The 17,357-nt window shown below is 29.5% G+C and carries 14 protein-coding genes; 13 read left to right on the plus strand and 1 reads right to left on the minus strand.

From position 1 onward, the window contains the following. Position 1 precedes the first annotated feature (1 nt). Both KEC93_RS04515 and holA read left to right on the plus strand, forming a co-directional pair. Positions 2–1,693, plus strand: a complete 1,692-nt coding sequence (locus KEC93_RS04515; protein ID WP_077868265.1) for a ComEC/Rec2 family competence protein — start codon at positions 2–4, stop codon at positions 1,691–1,693. A gap of 60 nt (positions 1,694–1,753) precedes the next feature. Then, positions 1,754–2,788, plus strand: coding sequence for a DNA polymerase III subunit delta (gene holA, locus KEC93_RS04520; protein ID WP_011968164.1), 1,035 nt, complete (start codon positions 1,754–1,756; stop codon positions 2,786–2,788). A 52-nt stretch (positions 2,789–2,840) separates the two neighbouring features. On the opposite strand, the gene rpsT is transcribed toward holA, so the two are convergent. After that, complete coding sequence (gene rpsT, locus KEC93_RS04525) at positions 2,841–3,104, minus strand: 30S ribosomal protein S20 (RefSeq protein ID WP_011968165.1); 264 nt, start codon at positions 3,102–3,104, stop codon at positions 2,841–2,843. Between the two features lie 172 nt (positions 3,105–3,276). Here rpsT and gpr point away from each other — a divergent pair, with 172 nt between their 5' ends. From gpr to KEC93_RS04580, 11 genes are all read left to right on the plus strand, one after another. After that, the gene (gene gpr / locus KEC93_RS04530) at positions 3,277–4,260 is read left to right on the plus strand and encodes a GPR endopeptidase (protein WP_023974013.1); all 984 of its coding nucleotides are present in this window, start codon (positions 3,277–3,279) and stop codon (positions 4,258–4,260) included. A gap of 206 nt (positions 4,261–4,466) precedes the next feature. After that, complete coding sequence (locus KEC93_RS04535; RefSeq protein ID WP_023974012.1) at positions 4,467–5,540, plus strand: stage II sporulation protein P; 1,074 nt, start codon at positions 4,467–4,469, stop codon at positions 5,538–5,540. A gap of 338 nt (positions 5,541–5,878) precedes the next feature. Next, the gene (locus KEC93_RS04540) at positions 5,879–6,208 is read left to right on the plus strand and encodes a sporulation-related protein NgaS (RefSeq protein ID WP_011968168.1); all 330 of its coding nucleotides are present in this window, start codon (positions 5,879–5,881) and stop codon (positions 6,206–6,208) included. A 171-nt stretch (positions 6,209–6,379) separates the two neighbouring features. Beyond that, on the plus strand, positions 6,380–8,185 hold the full coding sequence (gene lepA, locus KEC93_RS04545; RefSeq protein ID WP_023974011.1) for a translation elongation factor 4: 1,806 nt from the start codon (positions 6,380–6,382) through the stop codon (positions 8,183–8,185). Positions 8,186–8,367: 182 nt separating this feature from the next. Further along, positions 8,368–8,808 (plus strand): hypothetical protein, encoded by a 441-nt coding sequence (locus KEC93_RS04550; protein WP_023974010.1) that lies wholly within the window; start codon positions 8,368–8,370, stop codon positions 8,806–8,808. A 216-nt stretch (positions 8,809–9,024) separates the two neighbouring features. Beyond that, positions 9,025–10,152: a radical SAM family heme chaperone HemW gene (gene hemW / locus KEC93_RS04555; protein WP_023974009.1), complete on the plus strand. Its 1,128-nt coding sequence runs from the start codon at positions 9,025–9,027 to the stop codon at positions 10,150–10,152. Between the two features lie 238 nt (positions 10,153–10,390). Continuing rightward, on the plus strand, positions 10,391–11,419 hold the full coding sequence (gene hrcA, locus KEC93_RS04560) for a heat-inducible transcriptional repressor HrcA (RefSeq protein ID WP_011968172.1): 1,029 nt from the start codon (positions 10,391–10,393) through the stop codon (positions 11,417–11,419). Positions 11,420–11,456: 37 nt separating this feature from the next. Further along, positions 11,457–12,080 (plus strand): nucleotide exchange factor GrpE, encoded by a 624-nt coding sequence (gene grpE / locus KEC93_RS04565; protein ID WP_011968173.1) that lies wholly within the window; start codon positions 11,457–11,459, stop codon positions 12,078–12,080. 105 nt (positions 12,081–12,185) lie between these two features. Further along, positions 12,186–14,030, plus strand: coding sequence for a molecular chaperone DnaK (gene dnaK / locus KEC93_RS04570; RefSeq protein WP_011968174.1), 1,845 nt, complete (start codon positions 12,186–12,188; stop codon positions 14,028–14,030). Positions 14,031–14,140: 110 nt separating this feature from the next. Further along, a complete protein-coding gene (gene dnaJ, locus KEC93_RS04575; RefSeq protein ID WP_011968175.1) occupies positions 14,141–15,274 on the plus strand; it encodes a molecular chaperone DnaJ in 1,134 nt (377 codons plus the stop codon). 160 nt (positions 15,275–15,434) lie between these two features. After that, positions 15,435–16,973, plus strand: coding sequence for a nitrite/sulfite reductase (locus tag KEC93_RS04580; protein ID WP_077868266.1), 1,539 nt, complete (start codon positions 15,435–15,437; stop codon positions 16,971–16,973). Positions 16,974–17,357: the final 384 nt, after the last annotated feature.

Below are 17,357 nucleotides of genomic sequence, written 5' to 3' on the forward strand. Positions count from 1 at the left end.
GATGTTTTCTAAAAAAATAGGAGATGTAGGAAATCCACTAATATACATATTTTTGACGCTTGCAATTAGTTGTATTTTCTATGGAATGAATAAGGAATTTAGGGGGCTTACAATATTCATTGTAGCCTTCTTTTTCATATGCATATTTTATTATTGTGGTTTCAGTTTCTTTGTTATTATGATTATCTTTTTTGTTGTTGGAATTTTAATTAATTGTTCCTATTATAAAATTCCAAGCAAAATAGACGGCGAAGTAAGGATAATAAAAATAAGCAATTATGGTGTTATAGGAAGCTATGAAGGTAAGAGTATTACGATAAGAACTAATGATAAGAATTTAAGCGTAGGTGAAAAATATAAAATTATAGGAAAAGTTGATGGCATACAAGATAGATATAATGGGATAGTTGGGGAAGTAGAGCCTAAAGTATTGTATAAGATTAATGGAGACTTGATAACAAAGCTTTATGAGATTAAAAGAAATATATATTTGCGGTTAGAAGAAAATTTAGGAACAAGAAAGGCAGGGCTAATATCATCAATTGCTTTTGGTTATTGCGATTATTTAGATTTTGAAGACAAAGATGACATGAAAAACTTTGGAATCATACATAGCATAAGCGTTTCAGGGTTACATGTAGCTATAGTATATGGTTTTATAAGAATTTTTGTTGGGAGAAATTTAGGAATTTTGGTAATTATGATATATGTTGTATTTACAGGACTCAATTATTCTAGTATAAGGTCTTTTTTTATGCTTGCATGTGTAGAAGGTGGACGTATTTTAAAAAGAAATAATAATTCAATTTCTGCTCTGTGTTTCTCTGCAACATTTTTGGTTCTTTATGAACCTTATAGTATTTTTAATATATCTTTTCACTTATCTTATTTAGCTACTTTGGGAATAGCAATGTTTAATAAGAAGTTTAACAATACATTATATAAATTGAACATTAAATTAAGAGAAGCATTAAGTTTAACATTAAGCGCTCAGATATTTACGTTACCATATCTAATTTTAATTTTTAGGGATTTTTCAGCAAATTTTATTATTGGAAACTTAATTTTGGCTCCATTTGTAGATCTTATGGTTATTACAGGAAATGCATTGGTATTGACATATACTTATACTCAATTATTTGATTTTTGCAGTTATATAAACTTGAAAATAATAAATATGTTTGATTGTATTCTAAATTATATGGAGAACTTTTCATTGCCAATGTTTTATGGAAATGAAAATGTAGTTTTCTTCTATCTATTTTTAATGTTTAGTGCTTACTTTGTGAATAAAGGATATAAAAAGTTTGTTTATCTTCCTCTTATAGCTATTTTTATAATTACAATTCAGATATATAGTCCAATTCCAAGTATAAGGTATTATAAAGAAGGTGCTATTTTATTTTCTTATAAAGGTGATAGAATACTAATGTCCAATAAAAATCAAATTGATTTAAATAGACTTTCTAAATCAGCACTTGCAACAAAATATTTTAGACAGAGAAGTATGATTATTATGAATGGAATTTATAAAATAAGTTTCAAAGGAAAAGATTACGTTCTAGATACTGGTACTAAAAAATATCTATTAAAAGTTACAAGTGATAAAACTCAACATGAAGAGTATGATATAATAAATTTTAATGATAGGATCACTAATAACATATTTATAATAGACGGAATATTAGTATAGGTTTATAGATTTATATTAGAATTAAATTAGAAGCACATTTTATACGAAAGGAAAATTAAAGTGATTAATTACGAAGTTTATGAGCAAGAGATTGAAAAAGGAAATATAAAAAATGGATATATATTTTGTGGGTTAGATGAAGAATTTATTAAAGATGGAATAAGTCTGATTATAAAAAAGAATATAGCTGAAGAATTTATGGATCTTAATTTAATAAGGATAGATGGAATGAATACAAGTTTTGATGCTATCATGAATGCGTGTGAAACAATGCCATTCATGGGAGAAAAAAAAGTTGTGGTTGTTTATAGGTCTAATTTTTTACAGGACAAAACTGATTCGTCAGGAACTAAAATATACAATGATATTAAGAGCTATATATCAAATTTACCTCCATATACAGTATTAATAATGTATTATTTATTGAATGATAAGAGAGATAGACCAAATAAAAATAAGAAATTAGCTACTATTGGTAAATCATTAACAATAGTATATTGTGATAAATTAAAAAGGGACAAATATTTAAAGAAAGTATCGGAAGTATTTAAAGAGAAGGGAAAACAAATTGGAAGAACTGAGTTATCTTATTTCTGTGAGAAAGTCTATAATAATTTTGACATTATAAAAAGAGAAGCTGACAAGCTTATATCGTATTGTGGTGAAAGAGAGATAAAAAAAGAGGATATTGATATACTTATTTCAAAATCAAGTGAGGATGATACTTTTGATTTAGTTGAATTAATAGCTACCAAAAAAATTGATAAAGCTATAGATACTATGAAGGAAATTTTATATAAATCAGACCAGCATATGCTGATAATAAGTGCTATTCAAAAGCATTTCTTGAGATTATATGAGATAAAGATAAAACTTAGCAATGGAAAAAAAGTAGATGATTTTATGTCAGACTATAGGTTGCCGCAGTTTGTTTGTGAAAAATTAATAATGCAGACAAATAAATTCACAGAAAAGCAGTTATCAGAGTTAATTAAGCTTTGCGTTAATACAGAAACAAAGTTAAAATCAACTGGAATAGATAAGAATATGGAAATGGAATTCCTTTTAATAAATACACTTACAGTTAAAAAATAATATTTATTAAGAATATAAAAAAATAACCCATCTACTTAGATGGGTTTTAAGATTATGCCATAGAGTTTAACTTAGCAGCTAATCTTGATTTCTTTCTAGCAGCCATATTTTTATGAACAACTCCCTTAGTAGCAGCCATATCTAATGACTTAACAACTGATGTAAATAAAGCTTTAGCTTCTTCATTATTCTTAGCTTCTATAGCAGCTTCAAATTTCTTTATAGTAGTCTTTAAAGCAGACTTAATCATTCTGTTCTTTAAAGTCTTAGTTTCAGTAACTTTAATTCTCTTTTTTGCTGATTTTATATTTGCCATTCTTAATTCACCCCCTTAAATTTTTATAGGGTCTCTGCAGTTTTTGGGGAAATCTGCGTACGAGTTCATATTCAACAAACCTTATTATAGCATCAGAAGTTATGTAATTCAAGTATTAAATTCAAAGAAAAAGGAAAAATAAGACTGAGTAAATTTATAAAGAGGTGTTGGTATGATAAATGTAAGAACAGATTTAGTACTTGAAGCGAGAGAAATTTATAAAGAAAGTCACAAGGATGAAGTAGATATAGATGGAATAGAAGTTATAGAAGAAAGTGATGATGATATTAAGGTAACTACAGTAAAGGTAAAAAATGATGAAGGTGCTAAAAAAATTGGAAAGCCAAAGGGAAATTATATAACTATAGGAATGCCAGACTTTACAGCATATGATGGTGAAACTATGGATAGAGTTTCACAAGTAGTATCAGAGATTCTGCAAAGATTAATTAAGATTGATACAGAGAAAACAGTATTAGTTGTAGGACTTGGAAATTGGCAAGTGACACCAGATGCTTTAGGTCCTAAAGTGACAGAAAAGATTATGGTAACTAGGCATTTACAAACAGTTATGCCAGAAGCAATTGATGAGTCTGTAAGACCTGTTTGCTCTATAGCGCCTGGAGTGCTTGGAGTTACAGGAATCGAAACTGTGGAAATAATTAAAGGCGTTGTAGAAAAAATTAAACCAGACCTAGTGATATGTATAGATGCTCTAGCTGCAAGAAGAGTTGAAAGAGTCAACACAACAATTCAAATTGGAGATACTGGAATATCGCCGGGTGCAGGAGTAGGCAATAATAGAAAACAAATAAATGAAGAAAATTTAGGAGTTAAGGTTATTGCAGTAGGTATTCCAACAGTTGTAGATGCAACAACAATTGCTAATGATACTATAGACTCTGTAATAGATTCATTAATAAATAATTCATCAAGTGGAAATGAATTTTATAAAATGTTAAAATCTCTTGATAAAAATGAGAAGGAAAGACTCATTAAGGAAGTGATGTCATCAAAAGCAAGTATGGATATGATAGTTACACCTAAGGACATTGATTTAATGGTTAATTCTTTATCAAGAATAATAGCCAATGGGATAAACATGGCAGTCCAACCTAATATGGATATGGATGAGATTAATAAGTTTATGGGTTGATTATTAATAATTTATTTCTTGAAATTTAGAATGAGAAGAAAAGATCTCAAAGTAATTTGAATTATTTTGGGATCTTTTTATTTTAGATTGATTATCAATGTATATTTTAATCTATTCTAATTTTTAAATAGATAGAATGATATTTATTAGAATAATTATGTAAATCCGTTAATATAAATATAAAAAAGGGCAAGGGGGGGATTACCGTGATATATATGAGCAGAAGAGGAAAAAAAGGTGAAATTAATAAAAGGATAAAAGCAAAACCTAACATTAATATAGGCTTAATAATCCTCATTTTAATTATAGGTGTATTTTTCATAAGATTAGGTAATGTTTTAAAAAATAGCAAGGAAAGAGGAGCATTTGCCTATGTTCAATTGTTAAATCTAGGAATGCCGATAATAGAATCCCAAGTTTATGATGAAGGAACCTATGCTGAAAATAAACTTTCATTAAAGAATGTTTGTTTTCAAGTATTAGGATTAAATAATCTTAGCTATAAAGGAATAATTCAAAATGAACTTAGTTTCTTTGGTGATGGAGAAAGTTCTAGCAATACTGAAACTAATTTTAGTTTTAATCCGTTTCAAATAAGCGAAGACAGTATATCAAAAGTACAAGTAAACACTGATAGTAAGAATACCCCAATATATGATCCTAGCTTAAAGAAGACATTGGATAAATCTAAGCCAGAAGTATTAATATATCATAGTCATACTACAGAAAATTATAATGCATCAGAACCAGATAGTTTAAATGAAGATACCAATGTAGTGGGAGTAGGCGATGTTCTTGCTAATGAATTAGAAGAGAATTATGGGATTTCAGTCATACATGATAAAACCAATAATTGTATTTCTTATAATGATAGTTATACAAGATCTGGAGAAGTGGTTGATAAATATTTAAAACAATATGGAGATTTTAAAATGGTTATAGATCTGCATAGAGATTCCGTAGAAGATAAAGCTGCGACAACAACAGAAGTTGATGGAATGAGCGCATCTAAAATAATGTTTGTAAATGCTGAAAATAGTACGAGATATCCTAAAAATAAAGAGCTTACAGAGAAAGTATTTAATAAAACATCTGAATTATTCCCAGGATTACCTATAAAAATATTAACATATCATAGAGGGAAAAATGCATTTAATCAAAGTAAAAGTGACGGATGTTTACTTTTTGAAATAGGATCTCATACTAATACACCAGATGAGTCAAAAGTTACGGCAGAATGTATGGCTAGAGTAATTGCGGAAGTTTTGAATAAGAAATAAGTATAAAGTTAAATGGAAAAGGTTTGGAAGTTATATTGAGTGCATATGAAAAATTAGATAACATGCAAGTTTGATTTTTAGCACTAAGTATTTAAATAGATATTTCAAGTTGAGATTTAAATATAATCTTGATGGTGAAAATTAAAGAAAAGATTAGGAATCTAAAGCTAGAATTTAGATCTCTAGTCTTTTCTTTATTTTAATTTATTAATACATAATATTGAGATAATTGGTGAGTAGATTGTTTGACTGAGAAAGTTGAGGGTGAATAATAGTTTGACTATATGGAAAGAATCTAAATAAAAATCAAAAAATAAATTAAAAAGGGTGTTTCGACATTGAAGAAAATTATTAAAAGTAACATTTTAAGAAGAATATCACCAATGATTTTTATATTATTTATTATTTTTATTGGAATAATTAAAATAGATATGATTAATACTAAGGCATTATCTCCTCTTGGGAATACTAATGAAAATTATAAACTTGTAAGCAATGAATTTGGAGAAGATTTCTCGAATTTTATCAAGGATAATTCATTTCTTAAAATTTATAAAGAATCTGAAAAAGATGTTTTAGTTAAGATAGGAAGTAATGATTTTAGGATAAATAATCAATCTTCTTTTATTAAAAAAATAGAGGATATAATTGAAAGAATAAAACCATAATATTAGTTAAATTATTTAGTTGATTTTAAAATATATATAGGGCATATTAGACATAGAGCATTGAGGGAAAGTTTTGATAGCCTTTCTTTATGGATATATGTTATAATTTAGCTGATTTAATTATAACGGGGGTGAAAGGACTGTTTTTCGTTAAGGATAACAGTTATGCGTATGAAAAGTGAAAGACAAAAACATATCAGAAATTTTTCAATTGTAGCACATATTGATCATGGTAAATCAACCCTTGCGGATAGATTACTTGAAACTACAGGAACCTTAACTAAAAGGGAAATGGAAGAGCAAGTTCTAGATAATATGGAGATAGAAAAAGAAAGAGGAATTACAATAAAGTCTCAAGCAGCGAGGCTTGTATATAGAAGAGACGATGGTGAAGAATACATTCTTAATTTAATTGACACTCCAGGACATGTAGATTTTAATTATGAAGTTTCAAGAAGTTTAGCAGCTTGCGAAGGAGCGATATTAGTTGTTGATGCAACACAAGGTATTCAAGCCCAAACTTTAGCTAATTGCTATTTAGCATTAGATAATGATTTGGAAATTGCACCAGTAATAAATAAAGTTGATCTGCCTTCTGCAAGACCCGATGAAGTTAAGAAAGAAATTGAAGATGTAATAGGAATTCCAGCAGAAGAAGCTCCTACTATATCTGCTAAAACAGGGCTTAATATAGGTGATGTATTAGAGTGTGTTGTTAAAACTATACCTTCACCTGATGGCGATGAAGAAGCTCCTTTAAAAGCATTAATTTTTGATTCTTACTACGATAGTTATAAAGGTGTTGTATGTATAGTTAGAGTGATGGACGGAAGAGTAAAGATTGGAACTAAAATTAAATTGATGGCTACTAATAAAGTTTATGACGTTACTGAAGTCGGAGTGTTTACTCCAGGAGTGCTTCCAATCAGTGAGTTAAGTGCTGGTGATGTTGGATATGTAACAGCATCCATAAAGAATGTTAGAGACGCAAGAGTTGGGGATACTATAACTGAAGCTAATAGGCCAACCGAAACAGCACTTCCAGGTTATAAACCTGCTATACCAATGGTTTATTCAGGAATATACCCAGTTGACGGAGCAAAGTATGATGAATTACGAGAAGCTCTTGAAAAGCTACAAATAAATGATGCGGCATTAAGCTTTGAGCCAGAAACATCTATTGCTTTAGGTTTTGGATTTAGATGTGGATTCTTAGGATTATTACATATGGAAATAATTCAAGAAAGAGTTGAAAGAGAATTTAATTTAGATATAATTACTACTGCACCATCTGTTATATATAAAGTAATCAAAACTGATGGAGAAACATTAGAAATAACAAATCCAACTAACCTACCACCTTTGACAGAAGTGGATTATATGGAGGAACCAGTAGTTAAGGCATCTATAATAACCCCAAAAGACTATGTTGGAGCAGTTATGGAGCTGTGTCAAGATAGAAGAGGTATATACATAGATATGCAATATATAGAAGAAACCAGAGCTGTTGTAAATTATGATATACCATTGAACGAAATTATATATGATTTCTTTGATACATTAAAATCTAGAACTAGAGGATATGCATCTTTAGACTATGAATTTAAAGGATATATTAGAACTAAATTAGTTAAGTTAGATATATTATTAAATGGGGATGTAGTTGATGCATTATCAATGATAGTTCCAGAGGAGAGAGCTTACCATAAAGGAAGAGGAATAGCTGAAAAGCTAAAAGAAATTATCCCAAGACAATTATTTGAAATTCCAATTCAAGCAGCAGTAGGATCTAAAATTATAGCAAGGGAAACCGTAAAAGCTATGAGAAAAGATGTATTAGCTAAATGTTATGGTGGAGATATCTCAAGAAAGAAGAAACTACTTGAAAAGCAAAAAGAAGGAAAGAAGAGAATGAGACAGGTTGGTTCTGTTGAAGTTCCACAAGAAGCATTCATGGCGGTATTAAAGGTAGATTAGTTAGTATAAGTAATATAAATATAGAATACTTTATACATGTAAATTATATTTATTTAAAGAGTAATTCTAAAAAACTAGCGAATGTATAAAATAAAAATATATTATTTTTGAGGAATTATTTGTATAATATTAATTAGTATTATACAAATAATTATTTTAATGCCGGTTTGGGAGGGGTTTGAATGTTTTTAAATGAGTTAAAGAAAAATGAAGGAATTGCATTTATGCAATTGGTTAAAATCCTTGCAAATTCAGACAATGTTTTTGCGAAAGAAGAAAAAAATCTTTACAATGACTATCTAGAAGAGCTAAATATAAATGAAAGTGAAATATCAGAATCAGATCTAAATTCTGTATGTGAAACTCTAAAAGGTTCGTCTAATAGATGCAAAAATATTATTTATTTTGAATTAATAGGCCTTGCTCTTATTGATGGAGAATATAATGAAGAAGAAGTTGAACTTTTAGAAAAGCTAGGTGAAGCGTTGGGTATAACACGTAGTAAGAGAATAGCATTTGCTAATTATTTTTACAATTTTGTTGATGTGTATGGTTTCTCTGTTGTAGATGCAGAAAGTAAAATTGCCTTATTAAAAGAACAGGCAGAAAAATTATTAGTATAGATAGTTTTTGATATGAAAAAAGTATGATGTATATTATCTAAAAATAAATAATAAAGAATGAATGATAAAAGCGAGAATATCTATTGAAATTTAAATTAAAGGTGTACACACCTTATAGGTTTAAATGAAGGGTAAATGCTCCTCTAGTTATTCATTCTTTATTTTTGCTTTATTTTATCAAGTAAAATATTTAATAATGTATTGGAGGAAAAATTAATGAGGGATATATCTTTATATATACATATTCCTTTTTGTAAACAGAAATGTTTTTATTGTGATTTTCCATCTTATTCAGGAAAAGAAGGATTAATGAACGAATATATAGAAGCGTTAAGTAATGAAATATTACAAAAAGGAAAAGAATACAGAATAAGTAGCATATTTATTGGAGGAGGAACGCCATCCTACTTGAATGACTTAAGTCTAGAAAAACTACTACGTACTTTAAATAAATTGAATTTGAAGGATGATTTTGAGTTTACAGTGGAGTGTAATCCAGGTACATTAAATGAAAAAAATCTAAATATTATGAAGGAACACAATGTTAATAGGATTAGCATGGGATTACAATCAACAAAAAACTCTTTATTAAAAGATATTGGAAGAATACATAGCTATGAAGAATTTGAAGAAAATTATTTTCTTGCTAGAAAGCTAGGATTTAATAATATAAATGCAGACTTGATGTTTGGATTGCCTAATCAAACTATTGAAGATTGGGAATGTTCTTTGCGAAAAGTAGCAGAACTTGAACTAGATCACATATCTGCATATAGCTTGATTATAGAAGAAGGAACTCGGTTTTATAAATTATATGAAGAAGATAAGTTGAATTTACCTGAAGAGGATAAAGAACGAATTATGTATTTGACAACTAAAGACATATTGAACGGGTATGGATATCATCAATATGAAATATCTAATTATTCAAAGAAAGGCAAAGAGTGCTTTCATAATAAAGTTTATTGGAAATGTGATGAATACTTAGGGATGGGGGTGTCTGCTAGTTCATTTATAGATAAAAAAAGAAGTAAAAATATGGACAATATTAAGGAATATATTAAAAGAATAAATAATAAAGAAAGTGTAATTGAAGAAATTCACGTAAATGATATTAAAGATGATATGGAAGAATTTTTATTTATGGGGCTTAGGATGATTGAAGGGATAAAAGTAGAGAAATTTAAAGAGCGATTTAATAAAGATATATATGAAGTGTATGGAGAAATCATTGAAAAAAATATTAAAAAAGGATTATTAATTAATAATTCGGGAAATCTATATCTAACTTCGCATGGCATAGAAATATCAAACTATGTAATGAGTGATTTCATTTTATCTTAATGGATTCTCTTATGAAAAGTTTAAAGAAAGATTAAGCGCAATTATAAAAATATATTACATATAAAAATGGAGAAAATAGGAGATATAAAGAGCTAAGTTAACAAAATTGCTTTATTATTAACGTTAGGTAGCTATAATAAATATAAATAGAATTGACAAAAAACATCATAAATAATATATTAAAAACATAGTCATTAGCACTCGAGGTTAATGAGTGCTAACAAAAAGAGGTGAGGTTATGAGTATTGATGACAGAAAAATAAGAATACTTCAAGCTATTATCAATGACTATATTCGAACAGGAGATCCTGTAGGATCAAGAACTATTGCTAAAAACTATAACTTAGGTATTGGGTCCGCAACAATAAGGAATGAGATGGCTGACCTTGAAGATATGGGATACTTAGAACAACCTCATGCTTCTGCAGGAAGAATTCCTTCTAGTAAGGGATATAGATTATATGTTGATCAGCTTATGGATAATCAGATGCTAACAGTTGAAGAAGATCTAAGGATAAAACAATATATAATCGATTCGGCAATGCTTGAAGTAGATAAAATAGTTAAGCAAACTAGCGCCTTATTGTCAGAACTTACTAAATTAACTTGTGTAATTGAGACACCATCAGTAAAAAGGAGCTTTATAAAGTCAATTCAGCTGATTAAAGTTGATGATCATAATTTAGTATCAGTTTTTTTAACAGATACTGGTGTCATAAAGAATCATATAATGAAGCTAAATAATAGGGTTCCTGAAGTTGAAACTTTAACACGAATAAATGAAGTTATAAATAATAGATTGGTGAATCTTTCTATACAAGAAATTAATTTAGAAGTAATTAATAACTTAAAAAAGGATCTAGGAGCCTATGAAGAAATATTCAATGCTTTATTGCCTATTTTATATGAGACTCTAAACTCGGCGGATTCTACAGAAGTATTCATGGAGGGAACTACCAACATATTTAATTATCCTGAATATAACGATATTGATAAAGCTAAAGAAATGCTATCGCTTTTGAATGATAAAGAAGCTTTGATGGAGCTGTTTAATCCTCAAGACAATATAACAGTCAGTATAGGGGATGAAAACTACAAGCCACAAGCTAGAGATTGTAGTATAATATCTGCTGAATATTCCTTTAAGGATAGGCCTATTGGGAAAATTGGATTAATTGGACCTAGAAGGATTAATTACTCAAAGGTAATAATGATTATGTCAGAAGTTATAAAAGAGCTTAATAATATATTGAGCAATCCAAAATAGATGTTAGATTTAAAGAGAAGAGGTGTGTGTTAGATACATGGAAGAAAATAGAGATGTTAAAAATGAAGAACTAGAGAAAGAAGAAATTGCAGATGAAGTAGCAGAAAAGGATAATGAGACCCAAGAAAGTAATGATGCAGCAGAAACAAATGAAGCTAGCAAAGAGGCTTCAGAAAATATAGAAGCTGCTGAGGAAGATCAAGAAGATTTAGTAAAAAATCAAGAAGAGGAAAATAAGAAATTGAGAGAAGAATTAGATGCGACAAAAGATAGACTTTTAAGATTAACAGCTGAATATGATAACTATAGAAAAAGAACAGCTAAAGAAAAAGAAGGAATATATAGCGATGCATATGTAGATGTATTAAAAGAGATTGTTCCTATTCTTGACAATTTAGAAAGAGCTGTTGCAGCTGATGGTAGTATTGAAGACTTGAAAAAAGGAATTGAAATGACAATAAAGGGATGCAAAGATTCATTTGCAAAACTTGGTGTTGAAGAAATAGATGCTACTGGAGAATTTGATCCTAATCTTCATAATGCAGTAATGCATATAGAAGATGAAGAATTAGGTAAAAATGTAGTAGCAGAAGTTTTCCAAAAGGGATATAAGAAAGATGATAAGATAATAAGACATACTATGGTTAAAGTTGCTAATTAGAAATAGGAACAAGTTTCTTATTAAGATATATAAATAGAATTCAAAAATAATAAACTGAAAAATTCAAGTTTAAATAAACTAATAAAGTTTTAGGAGGAAAATATCATGGGAAAGATTATAGGAATTGATTTAGGAACTACAAATTCATGTGTAGCAGTTATGGAAGGTGGAGAACCAACAGTTATAGCAAACTCAGAAGGTGCTAGAACTACTCCTTCAGTAGTATCATTCCAAGCAAATGGAGAAAGATTAGTTGGTCAAGTAGCTAAAAGACAAGCGATTACTAATCCAGATAAAACAGTTATTTCAATAAAGAGACATATGGGAACTGGATATAAAGTTGATATAGATGGAAAACAATATTCACCACAAGAAATTTCTGCTATGGTTTTACAAAAAATAAAAGCAGATGCGGAAAGCTATTTAGGTGAAACAGTAACTCAAGCAGTTATTACTGTACCAGCTTACTTTAATGATAGCCAAAGACAAGCAACTAAGGATGCAGGTAAGATTGCAGGCCTTGAAGTATTAAGAATAATCAACGAACCAACAGCAGCATCATTAGCTTATGGTTTAGATAAAACAGATTCAGCTCACAAAATCCTAGTTTATGACTTAGGTGGTGGTACTTTCGATGTATCTATTCTAGATCTTGGAGATGGAGTGTTTGAAGTATTATCAACTAACGGTGATACAAAGCTTGGTGGAGACGATTTTGATGAGAAGATAATGAAATATATTGCAGATGAGTTTAAAGCTTCAAATGGAATTGACTTAATGCAAGATAAAATGGCAGTTCAAAGATTAAAAGAAGCTTCTGAAAAAGCTAAAATTGAATTATCAGCATCTCAACAAACAAATATAAATTTACCATTTATCACTGCTGATGCAACAGGTCCAAAGCATATAGATTTAACATTAAGCAGAGCTAAGTTTAATGAAATTACTCATGACCTAGTTGAAAGAAGTATTGAACCTATGAGAAAGGCATTAGCTGATGCTAAACTTTCATTAAATGATATAGATAAAATAATCTTAGTTGGTGGATCAACAAGAATTCCAGCAGTAGTAGAAGCTGTTAAGAACTTTACAGGAAAAGAACCATCTAAGGGAGTTAACCCAGATGAATGTGTTGCAGTTGGTGCAGCTATTCAAGCAGGTGTATTAACTGGTGAAGTTAAAGACGTGGTATTACTTGATGTTACTCCATTAACACTTGGAATTGAAACAGCAGGTGGTATAGCTACTCCATTAATCGAAAGAAATACAACTATTCCAACAAAGAAGAGTCAAGTATTCTCAACTGCTGCAGATAACCAAACATCAGTTGAAATTAATGTAGTTCAAGGTGAAAGACAAATGGCTATGGATAACAAGTCACTTGGACAATTCACATTATCAGGTATAGCTCCAGCACCAAGAGGAATTCCTCAAATCGAAGTTACATTTGATATAGATGCTAACGGTATTGTTAAAGTATCTGCATTAGATAAAGGAACTGGTAAAGAAGCAAATATCACAATTACTGCTTCAACTAACTTAAGTGATGATGAAGTAGATAAAGCTGTAAAAGAAGCAGAAAAATTTGCTGAAGAAGATAAGAAGAGAAAAGAAAAAGTTGAAGCTGTAAATAACGCAGACCAAACTATATATCAAATAGAAAAGACTTTAAATGAAGTTGGAGATAAAGCTACTGAGGATGAAAAGGCAGCAGTAAGAGCTAAAATTGAAGATCTTAAGAAAGTTAAAGATGGAGATGATGTAGAAGCTACTAAAGCTGCAATCGAAGCAGTAAATCAATCATTCTATCCAATAGCTACAAAGATGTATCAACAAGCTGGTGGAGCAGAAGGAGCAGCTGATCCAAATGCAGCAGCTGGAGGAGCTCAAAGTGCACCACATGATGATAATGTAGTAGATGCTGATTTCAAAGTAGATGAAGATAAATAAGATATAAATTAGGTGTACTAAACTACAGTTATCTAATATAATAGGATAGGGAAGGCAAGCTCGTCTTCCCTTTTCTACAGTAAATAAAACTAGGTGGTGAATTTAAACGAATGGCAAATAAAGACTATTATGAATTGCTTGGTCTTCAAAAGGGTGCAAGTGATGATGAAATAAAAAGAGCCTTTAGAAAATTAGCTGTAAAATATCATCCGGATAGAAATCAAGGAAATGCTGAGGCAGAAGAAAAGTTTAAAGAAATAAATGAAGCTTATCAAGTACTTTCGGATCCAGAAAAGAAAGCTAAATATGATCAGTTCGGATCAGCTGCTTTTGATGGTAGTGGCGGATTCGGAGGAGGAGGCTTTGGTGGCTTTGACGGATTTGATATGGGCGGATTTGGAGATATTTTTGAATCATTCTTTGGAGGCGGAGGATCAAATTCTAGAAGAAGAAATGGTCCAGTAAGAGGAAATGATATTGAGTATACAATAACATTAACTTTCGAAGAAGCTGTTTTTGGAGTAGAGAAAGAAATTTCTGTTACTAGAAATGAAAACTGTGAACATTGTCATGGAAGTGGAGCCGAACCTGGAACTAATGCTAAGACTTGCCCAACTTGTAGTGGATCAGGTCAAGTAAGAGTTCAAAGACAAACTCCTCTTGGAAGTTTTGTATCAACTTCTACATGTGATACTTGTAGAGGTACTGGTAAAATTATTGAAAAGCCATGTTCAGAGTGTAGAGGAAAAGGCAGTGTTAGAAAAACAAGAAAGATAAAAGTTAACATACCAGCAGGTGTAGATACAGGAAATGTAATGCCTTTAAGAGGACAAGGAGAACATGGGTTAAGAGGTGGAAGTCCTGGAGATTTGTATGTAAGAATTAATGTTACTCCATCAAAGGTGTTTACAAGAAAAGGAAACGATGTTTATATAGATGCTCATATTTCTATGCCTAAAGCAGCATTAGGTACAGAAATAACTGTAGCTACAGTTGATGGAAATGTTAAATATACTGTTCCACCAGGTACACAATCAGGAACTATGTTTAGATTAAAAGGCAAAGGAATACAAAGAGTTAACTCAAACGGAAAAGGAGATCAATACGTAAAAGTTATTGTTGATATTCCTAAAACCTTAAATAAGGAACAAAAGGAAGCTTTATATGATTTTATGAGAGCATCTGGTGAAGAGTTTGATGAAGCTAATGTTCCTAAGAAAAAATTATTTGGAAAAAATAAATAGAATTATATCTGAGAAACTATTTGAATAATGTCTATCAATTAGCATTATTTCAATAGTTTCTTTTTTAAATAAAAATTCCCCGACAAAACCTATAGTTATAGTCATATTTTAAATTATAGGTTATAATATATTAAAATAATTATATTTAGGAGGAGAAAAAGTGAAGGAATTGAAGGAAAAATTATTAATTGAAATAGAAGAGTTTAGAGAATTAGGAAATAAATTTTTATCTGGTGAAGTATCTATTATGGATTTTAAAAAAGTTTCTGGGGGAATGGGGGTATACTCAGAACGTAATAAAAAAGAATTCATGATAAGACTAAGAATTCCTTCAGGAATTAGTAGCTTTGAGAACATGAATTGGTTATGTGATATAGCTGATAAATATAATTTAGATAAATTTCATTTAACTACAAGAGAAGCAGTGCAGTATCATAATTTAACGATAGATCAAGTTTGTGGAATAATGAAGGATGGTATAGATAATGATATATATTCTAGAGGAGGCGGCGGAAACTTTCCAAGAAATGTAGCTATGTCTCCACTATCAGGTGTAGATAAAGATGAAGCGTTTGATGTGACACCATATGCATTAACTGTAAATAAACATTTTTTAAGCAAAATAACATCATATAAATTTCCAAGAAAGTTTAAAGTATCTTTTTCAAGCAGCGACTCAGATCAGGGGCATTGTAATGTAGCTGATTTAGGGTTCTTAGCAACAATTAAAGATAATGAAAAGTATTTTAGAGTTTTTATGGGAGGCGGAATTGGAAGAAATCCTCAAGTTGCAGTCGAATATGATGAGCTTATAAAACCAAGTGATGTATTATACCACGTAGAAGCCATGACTAGTTTATTTATAAAAGAAGGTAACTATGAAGATAGAAATAAAGCTCGTATAAGATATATATTAGAGAGAATGGGCAAAGAGAAATTCATAGAAACATATAAAGAACATTTAAAATATGTGTTAGATAATAATGCGTTAGATTTATTTGTAGAATCTAAGGAAATTACTAAAGAAGGTAAAGAAATTGAATTAAAACATTCAAGATTATATTCACAAAAGCAAAAAGGATTATACAGCGTATATTTCCATCCAATTGGCGGACAAATTTCTGTTAAGACATTAAGAGAAATTTTAGATAAATTAAAAGTAGTAAAAGACTTAGAAATAAGACTTACTATGACAGAAGGTTTATATTTTAGAAACTTAAATGGTGATGAAGCTAAAGAAATTTTAGATTTAACACAAAATATTGGAGGAGAAACAGCTCTTCAGCAAAGTGTATCATGTATTGGAGTGCCAATATGTCAAGTTGGAATTTTAGAGAGTCAAAAAATGCTTAACAATATAATTAATTACTTTGCAGAAAAGGGTTATAATAAAGATATACTTCCAAGAGTTCATATATCAGGATGTGGAAATTCATGTGCAGTTCATGAAGTCGTTGGTATCGGGCTTACAGGAAAACGTAAAAAAGTTGAAGATGTATTTGAATTACATATTAACGGATCATTTGAAACAGGAAGTGCAAGGCTCGGAAAAGTTTATGGTGATTTACTTGCCAGTGAAATACCAGAGTTTTTATATGAATTATCATTATATATAGAGAATAAAAATATGAATTTTTATGAGTTTGTAGAAAATAACGAGGAAGAACTATTAAAAATAATAGAGAAATATAAAAAATAAGTCATAAGATAAAGTAGTTAAAATAGTACATTCTCTTAAGTATGAGGTGTGCTATTTTTTTATATTTAATAATGATAGGGTGTTAAGTATTAAATTGGATGATTTTTTAGATAAACAACTTGAGGGGGGGAGAATTCTTAATTAGTATTAAGAAAGTATAAAAATACTTTGAGATAAAAGATTCAGTACAGATATTTGAGTTATTTGCAATACCTGTATATTTTTGAGATAAAAATTGCAATATAAATTTTTATAGGTATAATTATTATGAAGGATACGGCCGATTAATAGAACAATAAGACGGTATGAGCGTCTTGTTTATATGGTATTGTGTCGATAAGTTCAATTTAATGATCTAAAAAACTTAATTGCAGTGAAATGCTA

Origin of the sequence: Clostridium beijerinckii (assembly GCF_018223745.1) — a bacterium.
GTDB lineage: Bacteria > Bacillota > Clostridia > Clostridiales > Clostridiaceae > Clostridium > Clostridium beijerinckii.

Bases quoted from the DNA above. Each gene is read 5' to 3' on its own strand.
- KEC93_RS04515 (WP_077868265.1), top strand. From the start codon at position 2: ATGTTTTCTAAAAAAATAGGAGATGTAGGAAATCCACTAATATACATA.
- rpsT (WP_011968165.1), bottom strand. From the start codon at position 3,104: ATGGCAAATATAAAATCAGCAAAAAAGAGAATTAAAGTTACTGAAACT.
- gpr (WP_023974013.1), top strand. From the start codon at position 3,277: ATGATAAATGTAAGAACAGATTTAGTACTTGAAGCGAGAGAAATTTAT.
- lepA (WP_023974011.1), top strand. From the start codon at position 6,380: ATGAAAAGTGAAAGACAAAAACATATCAGAAATTTTTCAATTGTAGCA.
- KEC93_RS04550 (WP_023974010.1), top strand. From the start codon at position 8,368: ATGTTTTTAAATGAGTTAAAGAAAAATGAAGGAATTGCATTTATGCAA.
- hemW (WP_023974009.1), top strand. From the start codon at position 9,025: ATGAGGGATATATCTTTATATATACATATTCCTTTTTGTAAACAGAAA.
- hrcA (WP_011968172.1), top strand. From the start codon at position 10,391: ATGAGTATTGATGACAGAAAAATAAGAATACTTCAAGCTATTATCAAT.
- grpE (WP_011968173.1), top strand. From the start codon at position 11,457: ATGGAAGAAAATAGAGATGTTAAAAATGAAGAACTAGAGAAAGAAGAA.
- dnaK (WP_011968174.1), top strand. From the start codon at position 12,186: ATGGGAAAGATTATAGGAATTGATTTAGGAACTACAAATTCATGTGTA.
- dnaJ (WP_011968175.1), top strand. From the start codon at position 14,141: ATGGCAAATAAAGACTATTATGAATTGCTTGGTCTTCAAAAGGGTGCA.